At 64.0% G+C, this 25,950-nt stretch carries 22 protein-coding genes; 7 read left to right on the forward strand and 15 right to left on the reverse strand.

The window, feature by feature from the left end; genetic code table 11:
• Positions 1 to 390: 390 nt before the first annotated feature.
• Complete coding sequence (locus FJ951_RS17005) at positions 391 to 657, forward strand: hypothetical protein (protein WP_140516127.1); 267 nt, start codon at positions 391 to 393, stop codon at positions 655 to 657.
• Positions 658 to 823: 166 nt separating this feature from the next.
• Here the strand turns inward: FJ951_RS17005 and FJ951_RS17010 are convergent, their stop codons facing one another.
• On the reverse strand, positions 824 to 1,729 hold the full coding sequence (locus FJ951_RS17010; protein WP_140516129.1) for a S1C family serine protease: 906 nt from the start codon (positions 1,727 to 1,729) through the stop codon (positions 824 to 826).
• Positions 1,730 to 1,964: 235 nt separating this feature from the next.
• Between FJ951_RS17010 and yghU the strand changes: the two genes are divergently transcribed.
• Together yghU and FJ951_RS17020 are read left to right on the forward strand one after the other, a co-directional pair.
• Positions 1,965 to 2,831, forward strand: coding sequence for a glutathione-dependent disulfide-bond oxidoreductase (yghU, locus tag FJ951_RS17015; protein ID WP_140516131.1), 867 nt, complete (start codon positions 1,965 to 1,967; stop codon positions 2,829 to 2,831).
• 355 nt (positions 2,832 to 3,186) lie between these two features.
• Positions 3,187 to 3,927 (forward strand): sulfotransferase family protein, encoded by a 741-nt coding sequence (locus FJ951_RS17020; RefSeq protein ID WP_140499042.1) that lies wholly within the window; start codon positions 3,187 to 3,189, stop codon positions 3,925 to 3,927.
• 151 nt (positions 3,928 to 4,078) lie between these two features.
• On the opposite strand, the gene FJ951_RS17025 is transcribed toward FJ951_RS17020, so the two are convergent.
• The 10 genes from FJ951_RS17025 to FJ951_RS17070 all read right to left on the reverse strand — a co-directional run bounded on the left by FJ951_RS17025 (position 4,079) and on the right by FJ951_RS17070 (position 15,313).
• Positions 4,079 to 5,041, reverse strand: a complete 963-nt coding sequence (locus FJ951_RS17025) for a hypothetical protein (protein ID WP_181167220.1) — start codon at positions 5,039 to 5,041, stop codon at positions 4,079 to 4,081.
• Positions 5,042 to 5,074: 33 nt separating this feature from the next.
• Positions 5,075 to 6,106 carry a hypothetical protein gene (locus tag FJ951_RS17030; RefSeq protein WP_140516133.1) on the reverse strand — a complete coding sequence of 344 codons (1,032 nt, stop codon included), beginning with the start codon at positions 6,104 to 6,106 and terminating at the stop codon, positions 5,075 to 5,077.
• Positions 6,103 to 6,924: a hypothetical protein gene (locus FJ951_RS17035; RefSeq protein WP_140499048.1), complete on the reverse strand. Its 822-nt coding sequence runs from the start codon at positions 6,922 to 6,924 to the stop codon at positions 6,103 to 6,105. Before FJ951_RS17035 ends, FJ951_RS17030 begins: the two co-directional genes overlap by 4 nt.
• Complete coding sequence (locus FJ951_RS17040) at positions 6,921 to 8,342, reverse strand: hypothetical protein (protein ID WP_140499050.1); 1,422 nt, start codon at positions 8,340 to 8,342, stop codon at positions 6,921 to 6,923. Before FJ951_RS17040 ends, FJ951_RS17035 begins: the two co-directional genes overlap by 4 nt.
• Positions 8,343 to 8,585: 243 nt before the next feature.
• Entirely contained in the window at positions 8,586 to 9,356 is a 771-nt protein-coding gene (locus tag FJ951_RS17045) for an exodeoxyribonuclease III (RefSeq protein WP_140516135.1), read from the reverse strand.
• Positions 9,357 to 9,363: 7 nt separating this feature from the next.
• A complete protein-coding gene (locus FJ951_RS17050) occupies positions 9,364 to 10,008 on the reverse strand; it encodes an alpha/beta family hydrolase (RefSeq protein WP_140516137.1) in 645 nt (214 codons plus the stop codon).
• Between the two features lie 221 nt (positions 10,009 to 10,229).
• Positions 10,230 to 11,351: a tetratricopeptide repeat protein gene (locus FJ951_RS17055; protein WP_140516139.1), complete on the reverse strand. Its 1,122-nt coding sequence runs from the start codon at positions 11,349 to 11,351 to the stop codon at positions 10,230 to 10,232.
• Positions 11,348 to 12,256 (reverse strand): Ku protein, encoded by a 909-nt coding sequence (locus FJ951_RS17060; protein ID WP_140499057.1) that lies wholly within the window; start codon positions 12,254 to 12,256, stop codon positions 11,348 to 11,350. Before FJ951_RS17060 ends, FJ951_RS17055 begins: the two co-directional genes overlap by 4 nt.
• A 225-nt stretch (positions 12,257 to 12,481) precedes the next feature.
• On the reverse strand, positions 12,482 to 14,968 hold the full coding sequence (gene ligD / locus FJ951_RS17065; RefSeq protein ID WP_140516141.1) for a DNA ligase D: 2,487 nt from the start codon (positions 14,966 to 14,968) through the stop codon (positions 12,482 to 12,484).
• A gap of 120 nt (positions 14,969 to 15,088) precedes the next feature.
• Entirely contained in the window at positions 15,089 to 15,313 is a 225-nt protein-coding gene (locus FJ951_RS17070; RefSeq protein WP_140516143.1) for a hypothetical protein, read from the reverse strand.
• 342 nt (positions 15,314 to 15,655) lie between these two features.
• Between FJ951_RS17070 and FJ951_RS17075 the strand changes: the two genes are divergently transcribed.
• Both FJ951_RS17075 and FJ951_RS17080 read left to right on the forward strand, forming a co-directional pair.
• Positions 15,656 to 16,921 carry an NAD(P)/FAD-dependent oxidoreductase gene (locus tag FJ951_RS17075; RefSeq protein WP_140516145.1) on the forward strand — a complete coding sequence of 422 codons (1,266 nt, stop codon included), beginning with the start codon at positions 15,656 to 15,658 and terminating at the stop codon, positions 16,919 to 16,921.
• A gap of 107 nt (positions 16,922 to 17,028) precedes the next feature.
• Complete coding sequence (locus FJ951_RS17080) at positions 17,029 to 18,216, forward strand: ATP-grasp domain-containing protein (RefSeq protein WP_140516147.1); 1,188 nt, start codon at positions 17,029 to 17,031, stop codon at positions 18,214 to 18,216.
• A 12-nt stretch (positions 18,217 to 18,228) separates the two neighbouring features.
• Here FJ951_RS17080 and FJ951_RS17085 read toward each other — a convergent pair whose 3' ends face one another.
• The 4 genes from FJ951_RS17085 to FJ951_RS17100 form a co-directional block, all read right to left on the reverse strand.
• Positions 18,229 to 19,047, reverse strand: a complete 819-nt coding sequence (locus FJ951_RS17085) for a class I SAM-dependent methyltransferase (RefSeq protein ID WP_140516149.1) — start codon at positions 19,045 to 19,047, stop codon at positions 18,229 to 18,231.
• Between the two features lie 22 nt (positions 19,048 to 19,069).
• Positions 19,070 to 20,281, reverse strand: a complete 1,212-nt coding sequence (locus tag FJ951_RS17090; protein WP_140516151.1) for a GNAT family N-acetyltransferase — start codon at positions 20,279 to 20,281, stop codon at positions 19,070 to 19,072.
• Positions 20,282 to 20,761: 480 nt separating this feature from the next.
• The gene (locus FJ951_RS17095; RefSeq protein WP_181172249.1) at positions 20,762 to 22,063 is read right to left on the reverse strand and encodes a hypothetical protein; all 1,302 of its coding nucleotides are present in this window, start codon (positions 22,061 to 22,063) and stop codon (positions 20,762 to 20,764) included.
• The gene (locus FJ951_RS17100; RefSeq protein WP_140516153.1) at positions 22,060 to 23,229 is read right to left on the reverse strand and encodes a glycosyltransferase; all 1,170 of its coding nucleotides are present in this window, start codon (positions 23,227 to 23,229) and stop codon (positions 22,060 to 22,062) included. Before FJ951_RS17100 ends, FJ951_RS17095 begins: the two co-directional genes overlap by 4 nt.
• Before the next feature lie 293 nt (positions 23,230 to 23,522).
• Here FJ951_RS17100 and FJ951_RS17105 point away from each other — a divergent pair, with 293 nt between their 5' ends.
• Positions 23,523 to 24,683 carry a DUF1972 domain-containing protein gene (locus tag FJ951_RS17105; RefSeq protein WP_140516155.1) on the forward strand — a complete coding sequence of 387 codons (1,161 nt, stop codon included), beginning with the start codon at positions 23,523 to 23,525 and terminating at the stop codon, positions 24,681 to 24,683.
• Complete coding sequence (locus FJ951_RS17110) at positions 24,680 to 25,939, forward strand: cellulase family glycosylhydrolase (protein WP_140516157.1); 1,260 nt, start codon at positions 24,680 to 24,682, stop codon at positions 25,937 to 25,939. Before FJ951_RS17105 ends, FJ951_RS17110 begins: the two co-directional genes overlap by 4 nt.
• The last annotated feature ends 11 nt before the right edge of the window (positions 25,940 to 25,950 follow it).

The following is a 25,950-nucleotide window of genomic DNA, read 5'->3' on the forward strand; positions in this document are numbered from 1 at the left end:
GGCGGCCGGAACCGGTCGCGGCGCAACGCAAAGGGATGGTCCCGAAAATGAAACCACGTTCGACCGGATGGATGGGTGCCCTGCTTGGCATTTCGTTTGCCATCAATGCGGTCGCACCGTCGGGTGCGGAAGCGCGGTTACCCGGAGCGAGTCTTGCAGCCGGCTCGGTCTTCAATTCGACGGAGCCATCGAGACGAAAAACGACATCGGTGCCAGTGCGATCCATCTGGCCGAGGCAACCGCGCTCCAGAACAAGGCCAGCCGTTTTTGTGCCGAACGCAAGGAGGCGCAGGGCATCCGTACCTTCGCCAAGGCCTCGAAGCTTCTGGGCGTGACACCGGTCGACCTGAACCAGTGACGTCCACCATCTTTGAAACAAGGAAGCCTTTCATGAACAAGCCCCTCCTCTCCGCGCTCGGCCTGGCCATTGCACTCGGTCTCGCAATGCCGGTTCTCGGCGCCAGCACCGTCAACACGGCCGCCACCACGGCAGCCTCGACCGCGGCTCCGCTCGCTGCCGCTGCCGTGAAGAAGCCGGTCAAGGCAGCCGCGCACAAGCATGTCAAGCATCGCAAGCACACCAGCAGGCATGTGAAGAAGCCTGTACGCAAGCACAGCCACAAGCACGCCGTCAGGAAGCACAAGGCCGCGGCTTGATCTTCTCAAGCCCGAACAACGAGATAGAGCCGCATCTTGATTCTCTTTGACCGCTTACCTTCCTGACGTCCTCCAGGAAAAAGCCGCCCTCGCGCAAGCGACGGCGGCTTTTTCTTTTAGACTGGGCTGTGAGCTTTCCTTCTCTGCTGTCGAGAAGGTAACGCGCTCACTGCAATTGCGGCTTCTTCAGGAAACTGTCGCGGTCGGCGGATTTGACGCGCAGCCAGGTTTCGCGGCCGTCGCGCAGGACCCGCATCGGGATCTCGGCGCCGGCCGAACCGCTGTCCCATAGCTTGCGATAGAAATCGGCCAGCCCGTCGACCGCGCCGTCGCGTATGTCTGAGATGACGTCGCCCTCGCGCAGGCCCGCCTTGGCGGCCGGACCGCCTTCGGTCACGCTCATCACCACCACCCGGCCGTCGCTTTCGGCCGAGAGGGCGCCGAGCCATGGCCGTGGCGGCCGCGCCACCTGGCCGCGCGTCAGGAGATCGTCGAGGATCGGCGGCAACAGGTCGATCGGCACCACCATGTTGATATCGGCGACCTCGCCGTTGCGGCTCATCTGCAGGCGCAGCGACCCGACGCCGAGCAGCGCGCCCTTTGCATCGAACAGCGCCGCGCCGCCCCAGGAAGGATGCGCCGGCGCGATGAAGATCGCTTCCTCGAGCAGGTATTCCCAATAGCCGGCGAATTCCTGCTTGGTGACGATCCTGGCCTGAACCGACTGGCCGATGCCGTCGGCGAGCACCACGCTGTCCCCGATCCTGGCCCTGCCGGCGTCGCCCAGCGCCACCGCCGGCAGGCCAAGCGGCGCCAGCGCCTGAACCAGGCCAAAGCCCGATTCCTGGTCGTAGGCCAGCGCATGCGCAGGCACGACGCGGCCGTCATGGGTCGTAAGCCACACCTCTTCCGCCTCGGTAATGAGATAGCCGATGGTCAGCACCAACCCATTGTCGCGGATAACGACGCCGCTGCCTTCGCGCAGCGTGCCTAATGCCCCGGCAGTAAAGGCATCGTCTGGAATGGTGGCGCGCACCGCCACGACGGAGCGTCTGTTGGGATTGATGGGCATGCTCTTGTCCTGGACGGGCTTGGGGGTCACGTTCCTATAGGTATGGCACGCGAACCAAGGCGCAAGGGGTTGGGGGCATCCCCTCCATCCTTTCGAAGCCCGAAGGGAAGATGAGAGGCATGGTCATTGACAATAGTTCAACGCAAGTTGAACTTTCCCGTTTGCAGCCCTAGCTGTAGGTGCAACTGCCAGTCCCGCTTCCAACCTGTCTCTCCCCACAATACGAGGCCCTGCGATGACCGAATACAATCCGCCGAAAGTATGGACCTGGAATAAGCCGAGCGGCGGCGCCTTCGCCAGCATCAACCGCCCGATCGCCGGCCCGACGCATGACAAGGTGCTGCCGGTGGGCAAGCACCCGTTGCAGCTCTATTCGCTGGCGACGCCGAACGGCGTCAAGGTGACGATCATGCTGGAGGAACTGCTGGCGCTTGGCCACAAGGGCGCCGAATACGACGCCTGGCTGATCAGGATCAACGATGGCGACCAGTTCGGCAGCGGCTTCGTCGAGGTCAATCCGAACTCCAAGATCCCCGCACTGATGGACCGCAGCGGCGCCACGCCCATCCGCGTCTTCGAGTCCGGTTCGATCCTCACCTATCTCGCCGAAAAGTTCGGCGAGTTCCTGCCGACCGACCAGCCGGCGCGCGCCGAGACCCTGTCCTGGCTGTTCTGGCAGATGGGCTCTGCCCCTTATCTCGGCGGCGGCTTCGGTCATTTCTATGCGTACGCGCCGACCAAGATCGAATACGCCATCGACCGCTTTGCCATGGAAACCAAGCGCCAGCTCGACGTGCTCGACCGCCGCCTGGCCGAAACCGAATATCTTTCCGGCGCCGGCTACTCGATCGCCGACATGGCGGTCTGGCCCTGGTATGGCGGACTGGCGCTCGGCCGCATGTACAATGATTCCGGCGAGTTCCTTTCGGTGCAGGATTACAAGAGCGTGCAGCGGTGGGCGAAGGCGATCGACGAGCGCCCCGCGGTCAAGCGCGGACGCATGGTCAACCGCGCCTTCGGCGAACCCGCGATGCAGCTGCACGAACGCCACGACGCCAGCGATTTCGACACGAACACGCAGGACAAGCTCGCGGCTGAGTGAGCTGCGAGGGCGGGCAGCGGCGCTGCCCGCCCTCCGTTTGATTTTGCGAAAGCGTCGATGACGGCAACGTCTCACCTGGAGGCGTGGACATCACGCCGATCCGCTCCGCGCCGTTCAAGACGGCAATGCGTCTTCTTCTATCATCGTCCGACGTCAACAGCGGTCCTCTCACACAGGCCCCATAGAAATCTGTTGCGCAAATGCCGGCCGGGGCGCAACGTGTTGCCAGAAGATCGATGCAAGGGAGCAAATCGATCCTGCGGCGCGGCGTCCTTGTCGCGCAGAGTATGCCTAGGGTTGCCGCGGCGTCCTTTTTTGGCGCGAGCACGCGGCCTTGGTTTGGTCGGGGGAACAAATGACGCTCACGCTGATCGGGGCCGGCTTCGGGCGCACCGGTACATGGTCGACCTTCGTCGCGCTGAACAGGCTCGGCCTGCCCTGCTACCACATGCAGGAAGTGATCCTGAACAAGGCCAACAAGGGCCATCTCGATTTCTGGCGCAAGGTGGCCAACAGCCCGCCCGGCACGCAGCAGGACTGGAGCCGGGTATTCGGCAATTACAAGGCGACGGTCGACAATCCAGGCTGCTGCGTGTGGCGCGAACTGATGGCCGCCTATCCCGACGCCAAGGTGCTGCTCACCTTGCACCCGCGCGGCGCGGAAGCCTGGTACGAGAGCACCATCGACACGATCTACTTCACCGAGAATGTCTGGCAGTTCAAGATCCTGGAATGGCTGACGCCGTTCGGCCGGAAATTCGGCGACATGTCACGCAGGCTGATCTGGGGCCGCACGCTAGCCGGCGTCATGGGCAACCGCGCCAAGGCCGTGGAGCGCTACAACGCATATGTCGAGGAAGTGAAGGCGGCGGTGCCGCCGGAAAAGCTGCTGGTGTTCAAGGTCAGCGAAGGCTGGGCCCCGCTCTGCCACTTCCTCGACGTGGCGCAACCGAACGAGCCCTTCCCCAATCTCAACGACCGCGAGGCCATCAAGAAGATCATCGCCGACATCATCAAGGGCTCCTACATCATGCTGGCGCTAAGCGTGGCGGCCGTTATCGCGGTGATCGCGGCGCTATGGTGGTGGCTGGGGTAGTTGGGCGCCGTTCGTCGATCCCTCGGTGCAGCGGGAGCGAAGCGACGAAGGCTTTGCGATCCAGGCCACGCGATTGCGAAAAAGCGCTGCGGTCAAAACAAGGGCGTCGTTGTCGATACCGCCAAGCAGGCTGAATCGCGCGATCACCGCGTTAATTGGTGCCGCCGTCCGAGGACCGTCGTACCCGAATCTCGATACGCCGGCGTTCCCGAACATCGCCAACGTGGCTGCCGTCGGCGATAATGTCTCCCGGCATTACGAGCTGTGCCGCTGACAACGGAATGATCTTCACACTGCCCAGCCGTCCCGTCTGGATCAGCGCGTTCGCTACCGCGATAGCGCGCGAGAGCCCCAGCCCCGCATTGTCGGCCGGGGTCAAATCGCTGATAGCGCTGGCTCCGTTCATCGCCGAGATCGCAACCGCATCGAGGTTGGACGGCTTGGCCGGATTGATTTTCTGCTCATCCGTGTGACCGACGATCTCGACGACATCGACTTTGTAGCGTGTCAGCAAAGACAGAACGTCGTCCGTGACCTTGGTCTGCAAACGAGCCCGGAACGCGTCGGTGAGAGCAGCGCTGCCACGTTCAAATGTATAGCCGTCGTCGCTCAACGTTATCATCGGCGGCCACTGCATCGACGATTCAGCGTCCGCGCTCCTGTCGTTGGAGGCCGAGAGCGTCTTTTCAAGTCGGTCCAGCAGACGGGGGTCGGCGGCTTTGGCTTCGCTGATTTCGAGCAGCAATTTCCGCAGCGTCGGATCTGACGTCGGCGCGGCATCGATGCCCTTTTCCGTAAGCCCGTCGATCACCGCTTTGGCCGCAACGAGCTCGGTCCAGTTGGCTGGCGGCAAAGGAAGCGCCGCTTTTGGAAACAGCGCCTGCAGGCGCGCCAGTTCGGCACGCATGTCGGCAAGCTGGCCCACCGTGATGTCCAGGTTCGCGGAGGCCTGCAGCTCGGCGATCCTCTCATCTTTTCGCTGTGCGATGCTGGCCGAGACCAGAAGGAGGCAGAAAAGCAGAAGGAGGAGAAGCTCGGCCATTGTGAGCCCAAGCACCACGCCTCGGCGATGGCCGCGTTCCCCTTCGGCGATAAGCGAGGAAGGCATCTTCATCGACATCGTCCCACACTGACCATGCAACGCGCTTTAGCCGCCACGCCAGAGCCGTCTGAATAGACCCTGCCGCGTCGGCGCTCGATCATAACCCTCAAATGTCGCCGCAAGTTTGTCGAGCACATCGCTGGCCCGAAGCGCTTCCGCCGCGGACTGTTCCAGCCCGCGCCGAAGCTCCGCCACATCGCCAAGACGGGAAGAGAAATCGCTCATGGCGGTTTCGATCGCCCGCTGCAAACCGGCCACGACCGGCTCCAGCCGAACCTCGATGACCTTGTCGGGTGTCGACATGCCAGCGAGCTTGTCGGCCATCATCTGTGTCGCGGTCGCAATCTGCGTGCTGGCGCTGGTCAGGATGGCGTTGATATCGTGAACTGCCTTGGCTGTCTGGTCGATGCCGCCCCGCAGCTCCTTGGTGTCTATTCCGCTCTGCATAGCCAGCGAGGATGCCCTGATGTGCTCGGAAGCTTCCTTGGCGAGCAGGTCCAGAGACTGGACCAGGGATTTCGCCGAGGTTTCCACTTGCGTTCGTATCTCGTGATAGCCCTCTTGCAGCATCTGCTGGTTGGAGCGTTGGAAATGGTTCATCTCGCTCAGGATGCCATCGAGTTCCCGGCGCACCTTGCGGGATGCTTCTGCGAGCTCGAGACGTGACACGCGTTCCACTTCCATGGGGTCGCGTCGGAGCTGATTGAAGACGATGCGAAATGCAATGCCGGCGATGGTGGAGGCAACCGCGATGCCGAAATTGCGCACGATCTCGTCGACTGCGCCACCGCCTCCATACTGGTAAAGCGAAACGGCGAGGCTGGTGAGCGTGAAGATGAAGCCCATATAGTAGAAGTTGTCCCCGGTTTGGTCGTCGCGCAGCCGGAGCCCGCGCGCGATCATGATCATCGCCGCGTAGCCCATCATCAGCGCGATCGGCACGAAGGTAACGACGAATGCCGACACGGAAAGCGATTTGGCCACGACTATGTAGGCGGCGCCCAGGCCGGTAAAAACGATAAAGACCAGTGGCGCCGCAGCGTCCAACTGCCGGCTGGCCACGCGCGGCCGCCTCACCCTTCAACTCCTTGCAACGACTTGGCAGAGCTGAAAACGCCGTGATTGTAATCAATCCACTGCTGCCAGAATGCCATCAACGCGACGCTGTCGACGGGCGACTTCGCCCGGCGTATGAGCCAGATCGACACATCGCTGCCAGCGAGATCCGTAGCGAAGCGGTTTGCCGCGGGCGACTTTTTGAAGGCATCGAAATCTGTGGCGCCGCGGTAGTGAGAGAAGAATTCGGTATTCTCGAACATGTCCGAAACGACAATCAGCCGCGAGGGGACCGCACGCGTTTTCTGGGCGACCAGATGGCTGACGGCTATCGACTGAATGCCGGCCATGATCGGCGAGCTGTCGGCCTTGTTTGCCTCGACCGCTTTTTCAAGCGCAACCAGCAGCGGCTGGCCGAATCCCGCTTGCCAACGCTCTCGCGCCAGCGCCGCATTGCCGGTGAAAGCACTGAGGTCGCCGCCATTACCGGGGTTGCACAGCGAGAAGAGTTCTTTCGTATAGGGTACCGCTGATGTAAGGGCCCTGATCTCGAGCAAGCCACCGCGCTGGATGCCGGAGGCGGTATCGCGCAGCAGGGTCTGGATGTTCAGTTTGGTGACGTCAGCGATTGCATCCGTGGTATCGATCAGGATGATGGTTTGCGACGCAGCTCCGACGACCGGGCAAAGCCGATCGTCAAGTTCGACGAGTTGCGAGCGCGCCGAGACATAGACGTAGGTAAAGCCTATCGCGGCGGCAATGAGGCCGAGCGCGAATAGAATAATCCAGCCCCAGTTGACAAGGTTGGAAGGCGAGCGCCGGGACCGTCGACCGCTCATTGGGCTTCAGGCACCAGCACATCCAGTTCGCGATACTGCTTCAACGCAGCCTCGAACTGTTCACCCAGGGCGACCAGCATCTTGTCGAGGTCGCCTTGCGCATCCTTGATGGAAGCTTGCAATTCGTCGCTGTTCCATTCCCCGTCGCGGAAATACTGGACGCCGATGCGGCCGAGTTGGTATGGCCGCGAAAAGCGCTCCGGCGCGGGTGTCGTGCGTACAGCGATATTGGCGTCCCTGTAGATTCGGAACAGGCTGTTTGCCGCACGTTCAAGCTGAGCTTGGTGGGCGTCGAACAGCCCAACCAACCGAGAGCGATGGGCCACGATCGCATCGTGTTCTGTCCGCTGCTTGCTGAGGTCGGCGCGCGCATCGGCGAGTTCGTCCTCATAACCACTGCGAACATCGGAAAGCTCGCCGATCAGGCCTTGCCGCTTGTTTCGATAATTTGCCCGCGCCTCGTCAAGCCGGTGATCAACCGTGGCGTAGCCTGGATAAGTGTCACGCATGCTGAGCCCATCGATCAGGGCAAAGAGTGAAAACATCACACCGAGGAAGAAGAGTATCCAGGAGCGAAATTCGTTCAGCGCGAATGGCGCGCTTAGCAAGCGTCGCATCACCTCGTCGCCATTGGTCGCGATCGTTCCGGCAACCTCGCGGTAATGCGCCAGACCAAGATTGATGGCAATCGCTGCGCCGATATAGGCCGCGATGGCGAGAATGCCGACAAACTTACGGAAAATCGAGCGATGCGCGATCTCGCGCACGCCATAGAGGGCGAACATCAGCGCGACGCCGACATTGAGAATCGCGAAGATCAGCGCCTCGACGATGCCGCCGACCAGCCCGAGCTCGTTTCGCTTTGCAAGCAGTTCGCCATTGATGACGAGCTCTGCCATCACCAGCGCCACCACAAAGAGCCATTTCAACGTCGTACCGATGGCGGTGGTCTTCTTGCAGGGCCGGCGAAGCCCGTTCTGATCCTTGAAATCACGATGCCAGGACTCTGCCTCCTTCAGATCGCGACGCAGCCCATGCAGATCATCGATTCCCATCTGCAATTCGGCTTTCAAGTCGGAGAGACCAGCCGTGGATGCCGCTTTTATATTGGCAAAGCGCGATTCAAAGTCGAGGTCGATGAGACGCTGCCTGAACCCCGCAAGTTGGTTCTCCAGATGATCGTGGGATTGTTTCTGGGCGGCTCCGACCAATTCGATGATATCGTTTTCAACGGCATCGTAAGGTAGGTCGTCGCTTTGAGGCAGATTCTCCCTGCCCCGCTTCTCGCCTTTCTCCGCAAGCCGCATATCCGTTGCAATGCGCTGGACGTCAATGTCGGGGAATGACTCTGTCGTCGGCCTATAGGCATGCGGCGGCCGCAACAGCCGTTGCTTGAGCTTTTCCAGTGACCCGAACATTCCACCCCACGTACACTCTTCCGACCACCCGGATCGAGGCTAGCGGTAAGCTCCGGATTCTTCAACGAGTTTCGCCCAATCGAAAGTGGAGCTTTTGCGGACGCAAAAGCACGGCAATTCCATCAGAATGACTGTCTACTGCTAGGGAGCCGTATTTTACTCTGCGCCGTATACTGTATGGTCGCTGTCGCCGAAGGGCGGAGAAAAAGAGAGCGGGCATTCTGCTTCGCCAAACGCCGCCCCTCACCGCAACTCCACCCACACCGGCGCGTGGTCGCTGGCGCCGTCCTCACCGCGCACGTCGCGGTCGATGCCGGCAGCCTTGAGCTTGCGGGCGAGCTTCTTCGACAGGAGGATATGGTCGAGCCGCAAGCCCGCATCGCGCGGCCAGCGGTTCCGCCGGTAATCCCAGAAGGTGTAGAGCGTCTCTTTGGGGTACACCTTGCGCAGTGCGTCCGTCCAGCCTTGCTCGATGAGCGCCGCAAAGGCTGCCCGGCTTTCCGGCTGTACCAGCGCGTTATCGTCATAGGAGCGTGTGGCATAGATATCGCGCGGCTCGGGCACGATGTTGTAGTCGCCCGCCAGCACCACCGGCAGGCCGGTGTCGAGCAGTTGTGCCGCATGCGCGGCGAACCTGTCATGCCAGGCGAGCTTGTACTGGAATTTCGGTCCCGGTCGCGGGTTGCCGTTCGGCGCGTACAGGCAGCCGATGACGATTCCGTTCACCGCCGCCTCGATGTAGCGGCTCTGCCTGTCGGCATCGTCGCCGGGCAGCACATCGCGCGTCAGCACCGGCTCGGCGCCCCGCGCCAGTATGGCGACGCCGTTCCAGGTCGGCTCCCCCTTCCACACCGCGCCGTAGCCGGCATCGGCCAGGGCAGTGCGCGGAAACTGCATATCGCGCGCCTTCAACTCCTGCAGGCAGACGACATCGGGTCTTGCCGCCGCCAGCCAGGTCAGCAGATTCTTCAGTCGGCTGTTGACGTTATTGATGTTGAAGGAGGCGATTTTCATCGGCGGGTCAAGAGACGAGCTTGCCCGTCCAAGCCTTCACCGTTTCGGCCAGCGTCTTCAGATGATCGGCGGTCGAAAACCGCGAGATGCTCTTGCGCGGCTTCAGATCGTGATCGCCATCCTCCAACCATACGATCTCGATGCTGTCGGAGAGCCCATAGCCGGCAACCTCGTCGGGCGTGCCGAACTCGTCGCGCGTGCCCTGGAAGATCAGCGTCGGTATCGTCAACCCGGCCAGATGCTTGGTCCGCAACTGCTCGGGCTTGCCGGGCGGGTGGAAGGGATAGCCGAGGCAAAGCAGGCCCGAGATTTCGCCCCTGGCAAACATCTCGTCCGCCACCATCGAGGCGACGCGCCCGCCCATCGATTTGCCGCCGATGATCAACGTCCCGGTCACGCCCCTCGCCCTGAGGTCGGCGATCGCCTTGATGTATTCCGGGTTCACTGCCTCGGCGCGCGGCGGCGGCTTGCGGTGGCCATAGCGGCGGGACGCCATATAGTGGAACTCGAACCGCGCGACCTGAAAGCCTACTGCCGCCACCGCCTTGGCGGTGGCGGTCATCGAAGGAGAATCCATCGACGCGCCGGCGCCATGCGCGAGCAGGATGGTGACGGGAGCTGTGTCGTCGCCGTCGAAGAGGAAGGTGGTCATGGAATAGGGCTCCCGTGGCTCGGCGTTGGTGACCCCTTCTCCCCTTGTGGGACCCGAAGGGCGGGCGAGACCGTTGGCTCGCCCCGGGGGTGGTCTCGCGAAGCTCGGCCGGATGACGGGTGTTCCAGGAAACGCAAACGCCTCATTCCGACACGCACCCCTCAACCGTCTCGGCGCTGCGCGCCGATCCACCTTCTCCCACAGGGGAGAAGGAAAGAGCCTTAGCCCGCCGTCCGCGCCAGCTGCATGTCCACGAACTGCACGCCCTTGGCCGCAACTCCAGCCCACTCCGACTCCGCGTCGAGCTCCAGATACCGCGCCCACAGCCGCCGCGCTTCCAGCAAATTGCCGGCGTCGAATTCGAGCCGGGCGAGATTGAAAACCGGATCGGCGTAACTGCCGTCGAGCGAGATCGCCTTCCACAAGTGCCTTCGCGCCGACGCCGTCTTGCCCTCCTCGCTCATCAGCCCGGCGAGATTGAACCAGGCCTCGACGAAAGCCGGATCGAGCTTGATCGCGCGGGCATAGTCATGGGCCGCTTCCGCCGGGTGGCCGCCGGCGCGCAGGCAGTTGGCGCGGTTGAAGGCGGCGATCGCGTCGCCTGGATCGATGGCAAGGCAGCGCTGGTAGAGCGCGGCGGCACCATCATGGTCGCCGCCCTCCTCCGCCGCTTCGGCCTCGGCGAACAGCTCTTCCAGCGGATCGTCGTCGGAGGCGCCGAGATCGAACAGCAATTGCCCGTCGAGCTCGCTCTCGCCGCCGTCCAGATAGATCGCATCGGGCCGCCCGGATGCCGAGCCGACCGCGAGCGACTTGGCGGTGAGCGAAGCCACCGGGCCGGAACGATGCACCGAGCGCGCGATGGCGCCCCATGTCGCGCCACCGGCGACCAGCCCGGCATATTTGCGCGCCAGGATCAGGTCGCGGAAGGAGTAGGGTTCCGAGTCATGTTCGAAGGCATCGAACAGCGACAGGAGATCGAGGTCGGCGCCGGATAGCCGCGACTGATCGATCAGCGATTGCCGCGACAGCGAGGAGGCCTCAGGCGCCTTCATCAGTCCGAGCAGGCGCAGAAAACCGTTCTCGCTGAGCAATGCACGCCCGGCGCCACGCTCGGCGGCGACGCGGCGTTCGATGTCGGCATCGCCGGTCTTCGTGAGCCCGGCTTTGACCAGACCGGCCTTGACCAGCAGACCGCGACCGAACACGACATGCGTGGTGCGCCGGATGACACCGCGCCTGAGTTCGCCATGCTGGCGCGCGACCTCGCGCGCCGCCAGCCTGAGCGGAAACGCCGCCAGCGCGCCGATCGTGCCGAATATGGCGCCGGCTGGTGCCGTCACTTCTTGCTCTTGCCGACCGCCTTCAGCAGGTTGGCTTTCAGCGGATTCTCAGCAGCGCCGCCCGCGGCCGCCTTGGCCTTGGCGGCGGGCTTCTCGTCGGCCTTGCTCTTCGACTTGGCCGGCGGCTTCGACTGCGACTGCGACAGGCTCGCCTTCAGCGCATCCATCAAATTGATGACGTTGCCGCGCTCGGGTGCCGCCGCGATGATAGGCTTGTGGCCCTTCAGCTTCTCGCGGATCATGGCCATCAGCGCGATCTCGTAGCGGTCCTCGTAGTTCTTCGGATCGAAGGTGGTTTCCTTCTGCTTGATCAGCGCTTCGGCCAGTTGCAGCATTTCAGGATCCGGGTTGCCCGCAGGGATGTTGCCGAAATATTCAGCCGTGCCGCGCACTTCGTTCGGGTTCCTCAACGTACACACGAACATGCCGTTTTCGCGCGCGCCGATCGTCACCACGCGCTCGCGGCTGGACAGGACCAGCCGGGCGATCGCCAGCTTGCCGGATTTGCGCATGGCTTCGCGCAGCACGGCGAAAGTCTCCTCCGCCATCGCGCCGTCCGGCGCCATGTAATAGGGCGCATCCTGGTAGATGACGTCGACCTCGTCCTCGTCGACGAAGGCCTCGATGTTCATCGTGTGGTTGGATTCGATGCGCACCGCGTCGAGGTCGCTATCGTCGATGATGATGTACTGCTTGTCCTCGTACTCGTAGCCCTTGACCAGGTCCGAACGCTCGACCAATCCGAGCTCCGGATCGACCGGCTTCATGTTGATGCGGTTGTGGGTCTTCTTGTGCAACTGGTTGAACGAGATGCGCTCGCTGGCGCTGGTGGCGGGGTATAGCCGCACCGGACAGCTCACCAGACTGAGCTTGAGGTAACCTTTCCAACTTGCCCTGGGCGCCATGATGAACTCCTACGCGGCCATGCACTGAAACTTTTCGCAGCGCTTTCGTCCGAAGGACGAACAAGGCTGCGCAAATCCTACACCGACCCCGCACCTTACCGGCAAATCCTGACGAAATGTTTTAGGACGCCGAAAGGGCCGCGAGTAGAGAATAATTCAAATTGTCAAAAGCGTCGATGGACTTGGGTTTCCTCGCCCCCGCGAAGCGGGGGAGAGGAAACCAATTTATTTGAACGTGGGCAAATCCCGAGCAAACTCGTCGATCTCAGCCCACGGATCGCCCGACGTTTCCAAGAGTCCCGGCAGCGACGCATAGTTCAGGTCCTGCGGCGCGTCGATCGTCTCCAGATCCGCCCAGCTCACCGGCGTCGAGGCCGGCAGGTTGGTGCGGGCGCGCAGCGAATAGGGTGCGGCGGAGGTGTGGCCGCGCGCGTTGCGGTGATAGTCGATGAAGATGCGCTTCTTGCGGTTGTCCTTGCCCATTGTGGTGGTGAAGGTGTCAGGCGCGCTTGCCGCCAGATGCGTGGAAATAGCGCTGGTCGCCTGGTGCAGCGTCTTCCAGTTCTGCCTGGCGGTCACCGGCACGGTGATATGGATGCCCTTGCCGCCCGAGGTTTTGGCGAAGGGCACCAGCCCCAGCTCCTCCAGTTCGCCCTTGATGTGCACGGCGGCCTCCACCACTTCGCGCCAGGAGATCCCTTCGCCCGGATCGAGATCGAAGACGATTTGGTCGGGCCTGTCGAGGCTGGTGCGATGCGTACCCCAGGTGTGGAACTCGACCACGCCGAACTGCGCCAGCGCCAGATAGCCCTTTGCGCCCTCGACCGAGAGGTAGGATTTGGTCTCACCCTCGGAATTGGTCGCCTCGAAGGTGGCAACCGAAGGCGGCATGCCGGTGAAGGCGTGGCGCTGGAAGAAGCAGTCCTTCGGCAGGCCGGTCGGGCAGCGCACCAGCGATACCGGGCGCCCGAGAATATGCGGCAGCATGAAATCGCCGACCAGCGCGTAGTAGACGGCGATGTCGAGCTTGGTCGGCCCGGTCTTGCCGAACAGCCGCCTGGTCGGGTTGGTGACCCAGATCGTGGCGAGGTCAGCCTCCGCGATCAGCCGCTTGCGCTTGGCCGAAACCGGCGTCGAGAGGCCGACATCCCTGAGGCCGCGAAACACCGCATGGCGCAGAGCATTGTCCGCCGTGCGGTTGGCGTAATGGATATGGGCTGAAAACAGCGGCTTCACCCAATGCATCTCGCGCATGATTTCGCGCGGCGCGCCTTCGGGCGCCATGGCGCCTGATGTGAGCGGCTCCAGCCGGGCCAGAAGATCGGCCGCGGTCTCGGCGTCGAAGCCGGTGCCGACCTTGCCGCGATAGTGAAGCTCGCCGTCCTCGAATTCGGCAAGGCCAAGCGCCGCCAGCCCCTCGGCTGCATCCGAAACCGTGTAGCCGGCGATGACGAAATCGCCGGTTTGCAGCGCCTTGGTCTTGGTCCAGCTCTTCGTGCGGCCGCTCTGGTAGGCCGCGGTTGCGCGCTTGGAGACGACGCCTTCCAGGCCAAGCTCCGAGGCCTGGTCGTAAAGCCCCTGCCCGTCGCCGCCCACGTGATCGCTGTACTGGATCGCGGAGTTGGCGCGCAGGCCGGCGAGCAGTTCGGCCAGCAGCGCCTTGCGCCTTTCCAGCGGCGCCTTGCGCAAATCCCAGCCGTCGAGATGCAGGAGATCGAAGGCGTAGAAATGCAGCTTGCTGCCGGCGCCCTCCGCCAGCGCGTCCTGCAGAAGCGCGAAGCGGGAAATGCCCTTGCCGTCGAGCACGACGATCTCGCCGTCGATGATGGCCTCCCGGCACGGCAGCTTGGCGAAGGCATGCGGCAGATCGCCATAACGCTTGGTCCAGTCGATGCCGCCGCGGGTGATCAGCCTGACCTCGCCACCTGTCATATGCGCCATGGTGCGGTAGCCGTCGAACTTGATCTCATGCAGCCAGGACTCGCCGGTGCGGTCGCAAGGATCGTCACCGCCCGGCGGTTTCGGCACCTGTGTCGCCAGCTGCGGCTCTATGCGGGCGGCGGGAGAGGCCTTGACCGCGCCGGGCAAGGCGCCGGGCTTCAGCGTGCCGGGCCTTGGCGCAGCCTTGGCCGGCGGCGGCGCCACCAGCTCCTCGATACGGCGGCCGGATTTCACGCTCTCCGGCCGCTCTTCGAGGATGTCGAGCGTGGGATTGGAAGCGAGATCACGCTCCTTGAACAGAAGCCAATTCTTCTTGCCCTCCTCTTCGCCGGGCTTCGGCTTCAGCCTGGTCAACATCCAGCCGCCATTGAGCTTTTTCCCGGCCAGCCGGAACTTGAAGGCGCCGGTGCGCAAGCTCTTCTCGACATCCTCCATCGGCGCCCAGCTGCCCGTGTCCCAGACGATCATCGGCCCGCCGCCATACTCGCCTTCGGGAATGACGCCCTCGAAGTCGATATATTCGAGCGGATGGTCCTCGGTCTCGACCGCCAGCCTTTTGTCGGCCGGATTGAGCGAAGGTCCGCGCGGCACCGCCCAGCTCTTCAGCACGCCGCCGACCTCAAGGCGCAGGTCGTAGTGATCCGCCGTGGCATGGTGCTTGTGGACGACGAAGCGGTTGCCCTCCTCGGCGATCAACCCACCCGCCGGTTCCGGCGTCTTCGAGAATTCGCGCTTGGCGCGGTAAGGTTTGAGCTTGGAGGGCGTCGTCATGGCATCGACCGTCGCAAGCCAGCCAATTGCAACAACAGAGCGCCATGCCTGCTCGAACGGTCCGATGCGGCATGTATCAGGGTGACTAGCCGAAACGTCGCTGCCAACCAGTCACCACGCTCAATCGTCGGCCGCCGGCGTCAGTTCGAGCTCAGCGGGCGACAGGCCCTGCCGCAGCTGGCTCAAGCGGAATTCGTCGACCCAGTAGGCCTCGCCATCGACCAGCACGCGCGCCCTATAGGTGCCGCCTGAAAAACTCTGCGCAGTGATGTAGACCTTGTGGCGGTCGAGCGCCTTGCGCACCGCGGCACGCTTGGAGTTCTGGCTGCTCACGGCACTGGACATGCGCTTCGCCCTCGGTCGCCCTGACACGGAACTCGACCGCTCTTCGCGGTCCGGCGACTGGCCCCAAGGATGGCGGAGAGCGGCGCGGGTGTCAATTTCTTCGCCGCGGCGGCTTCCCTGCAAGACGCAAGCATAGCCGACGGCATTGGCTCGATTATGTCCGCGAACCTGTGGGCTGGAACAATATGACATCTTGTTTGGCATATGCGCCGAGGCGGCTCGGCGCTTCTGCTTTCCGCATTGTTAACCTCGGCGCGCCTAGGAATAGGGCGGGCTCCGGCCGCGGCGCCAATGCGTCAGAGCGGCGCGGGGATGGCGCGGCCATCCAGGAGAACAAGGTTCATGACCGCTTCCGTGCGAAGCAATGACTGTGAAGTGGCTGTTGTCGGCGCCGGACCTTTCGGACTTGGCGTCGCCACGGCGCTCAGGGCAGCTGATGTAGACGTGCTTGCCTTTGGCAGCCCGATGGGCTTTTGGCGCGAGAACATGCCTCGGGGCATGCGGCTTCGCTCGCCCTGGCGCGCAACCTTTATCGGCAACCCGAACGGCCCGCTCTCCCTCGATTCCTACGCCAGCGGCCAGCGCGTCCAATTGCGCGAGCCATTGCTGCGGCAAGATTTCGTCGACTATGGAATGTGGGTTCAGGCTCAGGCGGTTCCGGATCTCGACACGCGCATGGTGAGCCGTGTCGAACGGACCAATGCGGGATTCCGGCTGATCCTTGCCGACGGCGATGCGGTTCGCGCCGGCCGCGTCGTCGTCGCCATGGGCCTGAAGAACCAGGAACTGGTGCCCGCCGCCTTCACCGGCCTGCCCTCCGAACTGGTCAGCCACACCAGCGCGCACATTGGATTCGAAGCCTTTGCCGGCAAGCATGTCGCCGTTGTCGGACGCGGACAGAGCGCCTGCGAATCCGCCGTCCTGCTGAGAAAGGCGGGAGCCGACGTCGAACTCGTCTGCCGGGGCGACATCCATTGGCTGGGCGCGCCGTCCAGCAGCCGGGGCCGCAATGTGCTCGGCGCCGCCGAGGAACTCCTGGCGTCGCCCTCGCGCGTCGGCCCGTTCCCGCTGTCCTGGCTGATCGAGGCGCCGGGTCTCGTGCATGGTTTGCCGGCGGCGGCGCGACGCTGGGTCAATGCGCGTGGCCTCAGGGCCGGCGCGTCAGGCTGGCTGCGGCCGGACTTCGGCGGCATCGAGGTCAAGGCCGGCCGCGTGATCGTCGGCGCCTCCGCCAGCAACTCCGGACTAGACTTGCGGTTCGAGAACGGCTCGACCGCTTACGATCACGTCCTGCTCGCGACCGGCTATCGCATAGACATCGGCAAGCTCGGGCTCTTCGCCCCCGATTTCCTCGATGCGATCGCCTGCCGCGACGGATCGCCTGTCCTTTCCACGGGACTGGAATCGAACATTCCCGGCCTGCATTTTGTCGGCGCCAGCGCGGTCGCGAGTTTTGGCCCGTTGATGCGTTTCACCGCCGCCACCCCGTATGCGGCGCAGGCCGTCACCCGTTTCATACGCACTGCCAGAAGCAAGGGGCAGAACGCACGGCGCTCCACCGTGAGACTGGGCGAAGCCTCGGTTCCCGCCGGCCCGAAGCCGCGTTGAGCATCGCGGGCCCCGCCATGTATCAGCGCGATCAGGCGGGGCTCTCGCCTGTCAAAGCGGAAGAGCTGGGCAACCGGCCGTGCCGGACAGCATGTGAGGATGTAGGCTTGGCGACGTCAGGCGCAGTGTTTCTTGGGGGCGCGCACGGCACGCTTGCCCTGGCGCGCAGCCTCGGCGCGCAAAAAGTGCCCCTCACCTACATCACCAATGATTCGCCGCTGCCGGGCTGGTCGCGATTTGTCGGAGCCACCATCCGCTGGCCCGGCCCAAACGATGAGCGGGCACTGCCGTTTCTGCTGGAAGCGGCGCCTAAACACCGGCTGGAGGGATGCCTCCTGATCCCGGCCGCCGATCCAGAGGTTCGCCTGGTCTCGGAAAACCTCGCCGCCCTGTCGGCGATCTATAAGATCTTGCTGCCTTCCTGGGATGCGTTGCAGTGGGTCTGCGACAAGCCGTTCCTCTACAGGCGGGCAACCGAGTTGCGGCTGTCCATTCCAAGGACCTATGACATCGCGTCCATGGCGCAGGCCTCATCCCTGGACATGGTTTTTCCGGTCGTTCTCAAGCCTCACATGGGCGGCGGCAACACCCGCATCGCCAGGGCCAAGGTCGTCCAGGCCGACGACAGGGCCTCGTTTCTTGCCGCCTATCGCGACGCGGCCGAACAGATCGGCGGCCAAAACGTCGTCGTGCAGGAGCGCGTGCCGGGCGGGGGAGAAAGCCAATTCTCTTACGCCGCGCTCTGGAACGAGGGCAAGCCGATCGCGGAGTTCACCGCGCGCCGCTCGCGGCAGTATCCGGTCGACTTCGGCTATACCAGCACCTTCGTCGAGATCGTCGACGAGCCCCGCGCCGTCGCTGCCGCGCGCACATTGCTGTCGTCGATCGGCCATAGCGGCCTGGTCGAGGTCGAATTCAAGCACGATTGTCGCGACGGCACGCTCAGGCTTCTCGACGTCAATCCGCGCCCCTGGTCGTGGTTCGGACTTTGCGCGCCTGCCGGCGTCGACCTGGGGGCGATGCTGTGGGAGACAGTGAACGGCCGGGCCACCGCAGCCGCTACCGCTCGCCCGGGAACGGCATGGATGTATCTGGCCCGCGACGCTGTTTCATCCGTGACGCTGATGCTGGGCGGCAGGCTTGGCATCGCGGCCTATGTCAACTCCTTCGCGACGGTTCGATCCTGGGCGGCGTTCGCCTCAAACGATCTGCTGCCGGGGCTGATCGAGCTGCCGCTGACGGCATGGCGGGTGCTGACGAGACGGCTGCTGAACCCGGCCGGCCGCCGGCGCTGACAAGATCGCTCTTTATGACGGCCGGTAGTCGAAGATCGCGTAATCGATGGTCCGCACCGCGTCGAGGAAACGCGGCATGGGCGGCGTCACGCGTTGCTGGAAAGACCCGGCATCGTGGATGGCGGGCTTCGCCCATTCGATGGCTCTGTGGCTCGAACTGCCGTAAACGACGAGGCAGGGCCGCGGGTGCCGTTCCAGCGACGACATGAGATTGCCCAGCACGATTTCGAACACGTCCCTGGAAAAGGGATTGTAGAAATAGACCAGCAGCGGCGTCGGCGGGAACTCATACGTCGCGGCATCCGCTTCGATGACTGCAATCTGGCGGCATTTCTGGGCCGGGCTCTTGTATCGCTCGATGTTGCGCCGGGCGATTGCGACGAGCTCCCGCGCGAACTCCACACCGACAATCGCGGCGAACGGATAGTGCGAGGCCAGCAGGAGCGTGCGCGACTTGCCCGAACCGATATCGATGAAGGTGTAGTCTGCGAGATCGTCCGCCAGCCTGTCCATGATGAAGGCGAAGGATCTGGGCGACGTGCAGACGCATTCATTGCCCTGGTCCCGGTGCGGTCCGACGACATCGAGCGCGTCGAGCCGGATCGAACCCGCCGTATCGACGCCATTGTCGCGATCCCACTGGCGCGCCAGCCGGTCGGCAACGAGATGGCGGATGTTGCGTGCGACGAAGCGGCCGCTGTCACCGAGGCCATGCCGCCGCACGAGCCGGAACGGTTCGAGGATTCCTTGCTGCCGGACGAACCGCAGCGCCCTTGCGATGCGTCCCCTCGAGCGGTCCTGCAAATCGATGCTGTACGTTTTACGGTTCATTGCGGATCGGCTCGGTTGCCTGTCAGCGCAAGCGGCGCAGGCCGCGTACCAGGCCTTGGCCGGCCTTGAGCAGCCGCGGTTTGGAGCGAATGAAAAGCTCGATCCGGCAGCGCAGCGAAATATAGGCGGTGGCGCCCCATCCCCGCAGCGTCATCGACTGGCACAGTTCGGCCAGGACCGAACTGGTGGCGCCGATGTGCTCCTTATAGCCCTGGCTGCCAACCGAAAGGTCGAAATAGTCGAACCCGTGCCCGCGCCCCCACATCATCAGCTTGCCGAACATCGTCAGTCCCGGCGGGGCGACGGCATTCTGGTCGATCCCGAGCAACAGGGTATGGAGCGTGCCTTTCCTGACCAGTACATAGATGACGGCGAGCCAGGCTTCCCCTCCGCGTAGTCCGAAGATGCGCACCGAGCCGTCGGCCAGGCCATGCAGCGCGGCATCTCGGTAGAAGTCGACGACGGGTTCCTGCGTCAAAAGGTCGAAACGGCCGAGCTCGCGAAACCGCTTCAGTCGCAGTTCAAGGAGCGTGTCAAAGAGCGTTTCCGTAAGCGCCGGCGTGTCGGCCTCGACCAGGCTCAGGCCGCCGAGCTTTTCGAGGCGGCGGCAATGCTTGTGAAAGCTCTTGGCGAAGGAGGGCCTGCAGATGCGCTTGATAAGCGTTTCCGGTTCGCCGTGCAGGACAAGGCCGGAGGTGATCTGGAGGGAATCGTGCGCCGCCGAAAGCAGCGCCAGAGGATTGGCGACTCGTTGGATCTGTTGCGGGATTCCCAAGATATGGATGCGATCCGCCGGTGGCAGCACGGCGCGGACTGCCGCCCATGCGGCGTCGGCGCCTTGCCTGGTCCATGCCCTGTCATCCGCCAGCAGCGGTGCCGAATAGTCGCAGACGCCGCAGCTCAACCATTCGATCACGGAGTGGCCCAGCGCCCGGCGCCGCATCAGCGGCAAAAGCATGACCGGCGCGCCCGTGGCGGCGTCGTTGACCTCGACGACAAGCAGTTCCGCACCCTTGGGCATCAGCCGTTTGGCGATCCCCTCGACCCACGCATAATGCTGATGCGCGGTGCACACGCCATCGGCCTGAAATCGCAGCCAGAGCGGCTTTACAGTGTCGAGGCTGGTGTGCAGCCGGGCTTTGAAGCGCGCGGCTGTACCGGCGCTGGCGGCAGTCGGGGACAATAACCCGTCGGATAGATCCGTCTTGGGAGCCGTTCCCGTGGCTTGCCACATGCTTCTCCTGTCCTCCCGGCCGGCCATAAACATCGTCCGCGCAAGCAGTGTAAATCCCGCCAACTCAGGACCGCCCCGGGCAGCCGTGCGTTGGAGCGCACGAAAGCCACGGTTGCGGACCAATGGCAGCGCTTGCGATACCCCCGCATCGTAAACCACGGCAAAGTTCGGTCAGGACCAGACCTTTGGCGCCATTATGTTCGTTGCTTTCGCCTACCGGCCGATGGCCGAACTAGTCGAACCTTTGCCCGCGTGCCCAGCTCGTCGACCTGCCATGAGGCCCGGTGAGACGTTGGGCACTTGCGCTCAGGTCGATCGCTAGCATCAAAGCATGAACGGTGCGTTGATGGACACTCAGAAATTGCACCGATCGGTCGTGCCACGTCGGGGCCATTCGTGAGACCACGCCGACGACAAACGGGGCCTTCCCGCCGCGTGCGTCCGTTACACCCTCACTGCCTCGCCTGCCACCGGTCTCTGCTACCGTTTTACCGGGGCGAACGGGACCGACCGCCGCCACCCGCCCAACCAGCTGTCGCGCCGCTGGTCCGGGTGCTCGATGTTCCATATGCGGTGACGCGCGAAATACCATGATGCGGCAAGGACGAAGATTTCGGAGACCGCGGAACCCAACAGCGACCACGGCGGAGGCGCGATTGCCAGCAGGATTGCGATCAGCGCCAGCCCCACGACTGCGCCACCGGTCGTGATGAAGGCGACGGTCCGGAAATCGCCGAGGATCTCAAGGATGATGCGAGGCATGACATAAAGCATGACCGGGATGAAATTCGCGATCACGAAAAGTCCGATGAATCCGACCGAGGCATCCTGGAGGGCCTGGGATTTTATCATCGGCAGGACGAATAGGATGGCACATCCATAGACGAGGCCACCGATCCCCATGACCAGCGACCAGATCTTCGCTTGCGCCCAGACACGACCTGTTTCGTTGTTGCGCATCAGCTTCGCCAGCTCCGGCTGCGTCATGTTGAAGAGAGCAAGGCTGATGATGCGCAGTGGGGCAAACAGCACGAGGACCGCCGCCAGCGGTGCGTAAGCGGCGGGTCCGGCAATGCCCGCGACCAGCAGGGCCAGGCATTGACCCTGGATGTTTGTGGTGGTCGCGCTGAACGCCGACCAGCGCAGCTGCGGCCAGAGCCTTGTATAGCGGCGGCGCGTCGGCATGCGGAAGCTGATGCGAGGTGTGCGGCGCGCCAGCCGAACCAGGACGACGATGCCGAGCAGATTTGCGGCCGCAAGCGCATAAAACACGGTTTGCAGCGCGTCCTTCGCCAACCACATGGTCAGTCCGGTCAGGATGATGCCGGTAATCGTGAAAGCGGCGTCGCTGATGGAGACGCTCACCTGCTGGCGCCGAGCGAACAATGCCGTGCGCATGTGGCTGCGCAGCGACCATGCGCCGACGAAGCAGCCCGCGGCGATGCCGCTCGGATCGCCCAGCAGATGCATTAGGATCGCCGTGCCGACCGCCATCAGCAGCGACACTACCAAAGCCGCTGTTCCGAAGGCCACGTCATGGGCATCGACGCCGGCACTGTTGGTGCTCTTGCCCATCCATATCGAGGCGGGGACGGCAGTGAGCGAGCGGATGTACGACAGGCCGACGCCGCCCATCACCATGCCGATGGCGAAGAGACCGTAACCTTGCGCCGACAGTATGTGCAGCAGCGCGATGTTGAGGGCAAAGTGAAAGCCGCTCTGCATCGCCTCGCCGCCGACCATCAGCACGAGGCGTCGCAGCAGATGGACCGGGAATTTCACGGCCGGGTCTCCGCCTGGCGGGCGGTTGCCGGCCTGCCCGGCCTCGCCATCGTCACTTTCAGCTTGTCGGCGGCGATCGCCGCGATCGCGGCCGCTGCGACCGGTTCGCTGAAGACTGTCTCGTAGCGCGCACGGCCGGCGGCAATAAAACCGCGCCAGGCCTCGGGCCGCAGGATGATCGCCTGCAATTTCGCGGCAAGGGCGGCGGCGTTGTTCGGCGGAACATGCCAGCCGGTCTCCCCGTCGCTGACCACCTCGACCAGCCCGCCGATCGCCGATACCAGTGGCGGCCGACCATAGGCCATCGCCTCGATGGCGACGCGGCCCAGCGATTCCGGGCGCCGCGACGGAACGGTGACGATGTCGGCCCAGCGGTAGTGTTGCGAGGGGTCCGATATGAACGGCAGCACGCTGACGCGATCGGCCAATCCCATGGTGTTCACCAGCTCGGCCAAGGCCAGTTCGCGCTCGGTGCTTTCGAAAGCGCCGCCCACCAGCCGCACTTCTATGCGCGAGCGCAATTCCGGCGGCATCGAGGCGACCGCCTCGAGCAGCACCTCCTGGCCCTTGATCCTGTTGATGCGGCCGAGCAGCAGCACCCGCAACGGCCGGCTGCCGTCATAGTGCATCGGCTCGACCGCAGGCGGGCCGGCAACGCCATTATAGACCACATGCGTGCGTGAACGTCCGGCAATGCCGAAAGCGGCGCGCGTGGCGCGTGAATTGAAGATCAGGTCGGCATGGCTCCAGCGCATCAAGGCGACCAGGATCGTGCGCATGAAACCTTCGGGGATCTCGTGGATATGCAGGACAGCCTTGTGAGGCAGCAGGCGGGCGGCCAGCGCATAGTCGGCCACGATCGAGGTGTTGACATAGACCAGATCGCATTGCCTCAAACGTCGCCATGCCCGCCATAAGGCCAGCGGCAGGCGCGCCATCTCGACGGTCGCGAGGCGCAGGATGGCTTGGCGCCGCAACACCCAGAGCGGCTCGAAGACGATCCGGCTGGCATGCGGTTCGAGGATCTGCACGATCGGCCCGCTGCGCGGCAGCACGACTTCGATGTCGGCGGACGGAAACGCGGCGCGCAGGGCTGCGACGCTTTCCGCGAAGCTTCGGTCGGAGCCATAGAGTTCGTAGCCCTGATGAACGCAGGCAATCCGCATCTTAATATCCCGCCAGGTTCATACCCCATCCAGCATCGCGCGAGGCGGATGGCTGCCGAAGTCCAGGAGCAAGGATCATGCCCGGTCCGCTTCCCAGGCGGTTAGGCCGAGGAACCCCGGCAACGCCTCGTTTCGATACAGATACGCCCGGAAAGTTGACCGATAATGAAACAACTCCGGCGTTTGGTAAGAATTTTTTACGACGTTCTGCGACAGTTGCTCCCACTCTTGCCCGGCTGGAAGTCGCAGGGTGGGTTCTGGTGCAATGAACATTCCGGAAAGTCCCGTCGGCCATGACATCAAAGCCTTCCATCCTGATCCTGGGAACGCGCGGCATACCCGCGGCCCACGGCGGTTTTGAAACCTTCGCCGAGAAGCTGGCGCTTTTCCTCGCCGGACGCGGCTGGAAGGTCGGCGTTTACTGCCAGGACGAGGTCGATCAAGTCGAGCACAGGGTGCGCAGCGAAACCTGGCGCGGCATCGAACTCATCCACATCCAGGTCGCCTCGAAAGGTCCGCGCGCGACGCTGGAATTCGACTGGCAATGCGTGCGCGATGCCGTGCGGCGGCCCGGCGTGTGCCTCGTGCTGGGTTACAATGGCGCGCTTTTCCTGACCTGGCTCAGGCTGATGCGGCGCAAGATCATGACCAACATGGACGGCATCGAATGGCGCCGCCCCAAATGGGGCCTGTCGGCGCGAAGCTGGTTCTGGCTCAACGAATGGATCGGCGCCTGGACCTCGCATCGCCTCGTCGCCGATCATCCTGTCATCGCCGATCATCTGGCGACACGCCGGCCGCGCAGCGCGATCGTCACCATCCCCTATGGCGGCGATCCGGTGACGACGGCGCCGGAGGCACCGGTCAGGGCGCTCGGGCTCGAACCTGGAAAGTACCTGATCTCGATCGCGCGCATCGAGCCCGACAACAACATCCTGCCGATCGTCGAAGCCTTTTGCAGCAAAAAGCGCGACATGAAGCTGGTGGTGCTTGGAACGCTCTCAGATGAAATCCCCTATCACGCCGCCATCCGCAAGGCCGCGAACGGCTCGGTGGTTCTGCCCGGGGCCATCTATGACCAGGCGACCGTGAAGGCGCTGCGGTACCACGCGCGCGCCTATATGCATGGCCACACGGTCGGCGGCACCAACCCGTCATTGGTCGAGGCGCTGGCGGCCGGCAACATGGTGATCGCCCACGACAATCCCTACAACAGGTGGACCGCGGGCGCCGCCGCCCTCTATTTCACCGATACCGGCACTTGCGCCGGCCGGATCGATCGGGCCATCGAAGACGACGCCCTGGTCGAGAGTTGCGGTGAGGCCGCCAGGGCGCGCGCCCGCGAAGCCTTCCGCTGGGAAGACGTGCTGCTGGCCTACGAGAATGAAGCCTTCCGGCTGCTCGGCGTCGTCGCCGGCGAGGCCATCCCGGTCGACCATCCCTCGCACGCATGACGACGTGGTCGCGCCGGCGGGTTCTCGGAGCGGCGCTGTCCACGGCGGCGTTGTTCGCGCCGCTTTCTCCCGTGTCGTCCAGCCTGGCCGCCACCGGCGAATGGCGCTTCCGGCGCGGCGTCAACGCCTTCCCCTGGTTTTCGCTGACGCGCGAATTCCCCGCACCCCGTACCGACTACGACTGGCCTCCATTCCAGCAGCGGCCGGTCCCGACGGCGGCCGATCTGCGCAGGCTGCGCGCGACGGGTCTCGATTTCATCCGCCTGCCGGTCGATCCTGGCCCGTTCCTGGCCGGCGATGCCGGCACGCGCGGCCGTTTGCTGGCGATGCTCGATCGGGCGGTCACCGCCGCTCTCGACGCCGACCTCGGCATCATCGTCAACGTGCAGGCCAATAGCGCGACCCACTATTGGAATCCGGACCGCATGGTCTCCAGCACTGCCGCGCCCGCCTTCGATCTCTATCGGACGCTGATCGGCGAGCTTGCCGGCCGGCTGGCGCGGTTTCCATCGGGCAAGGTCGCGCTGGAGCCGGTCAACGAGCCGCAGCAATCCTGCGAGTCCAACGTCTGGTCGCAGGTCCAGTTCGCGCTCCTGACCGAAGCCAGGGCATCGTCCGTTACCCTGCCGCTGGTCGTGACCGGTGGCTGCGGCTCCATGGTGAGCGGGCTGACCGCGCTCGATCCGGCGCCGCTCTCGCGCTTCGAACCGATCCTGTTCACCTTCCACTTCTATGAGCCCTACCTGTTCAGCCACCAGGGCGCGCCGTGGATGAGCGAACCCGTCTACCGTTCGCTCAACAACGTGCCGTGGCCCGCCTCGGCCGGTTCGCTCGAGGCGACGCTAGCTTCGGTGCGGGCGCGCATGGCCGAGGACGCCGAAACCTCCGAAGCGGACAAGAAAGCCGCCTACGCGGAAACCGAGCGCGTGCTGAAGGTCTATTTTGACGCCCAGCCCGGCCGCTGGTTCATCGACAGATACCTTAGCCAGGCGCGCGATTGGGCGGATAGCCATGACATCGCGCCCGAACGCATCATCATGGGCGAGTTCGGCGCGCTGCGCACCGACGCCCGCTACGTCGCCGCGCCCGATCCCGACCGCGCCCGCTACATCGCCGACGTCAGGCAAAGCGCAGAGTCGTTCGGCTTTGCCTGGGCCTTCTGGGCCCTCTTCGACGGCATGGGCATGATGGACGACACCACGCGCGCCCTGGACCCGGCGATGATCGAGGCGCTTGGGCTGGAGATGCCGGGCTAGACGGCCTATCC

This window comes from Mesorhizobium sp. B2-2-3 (assembly GCF_006442405.1).
In the GTDB taxonomy this organism is placed as follows: domain Bacteria; phylum Pseudomonadota; class Alphaproteobacteria; order Rhizobiales; family Rhizobiaceae; genus Mesorhizobium.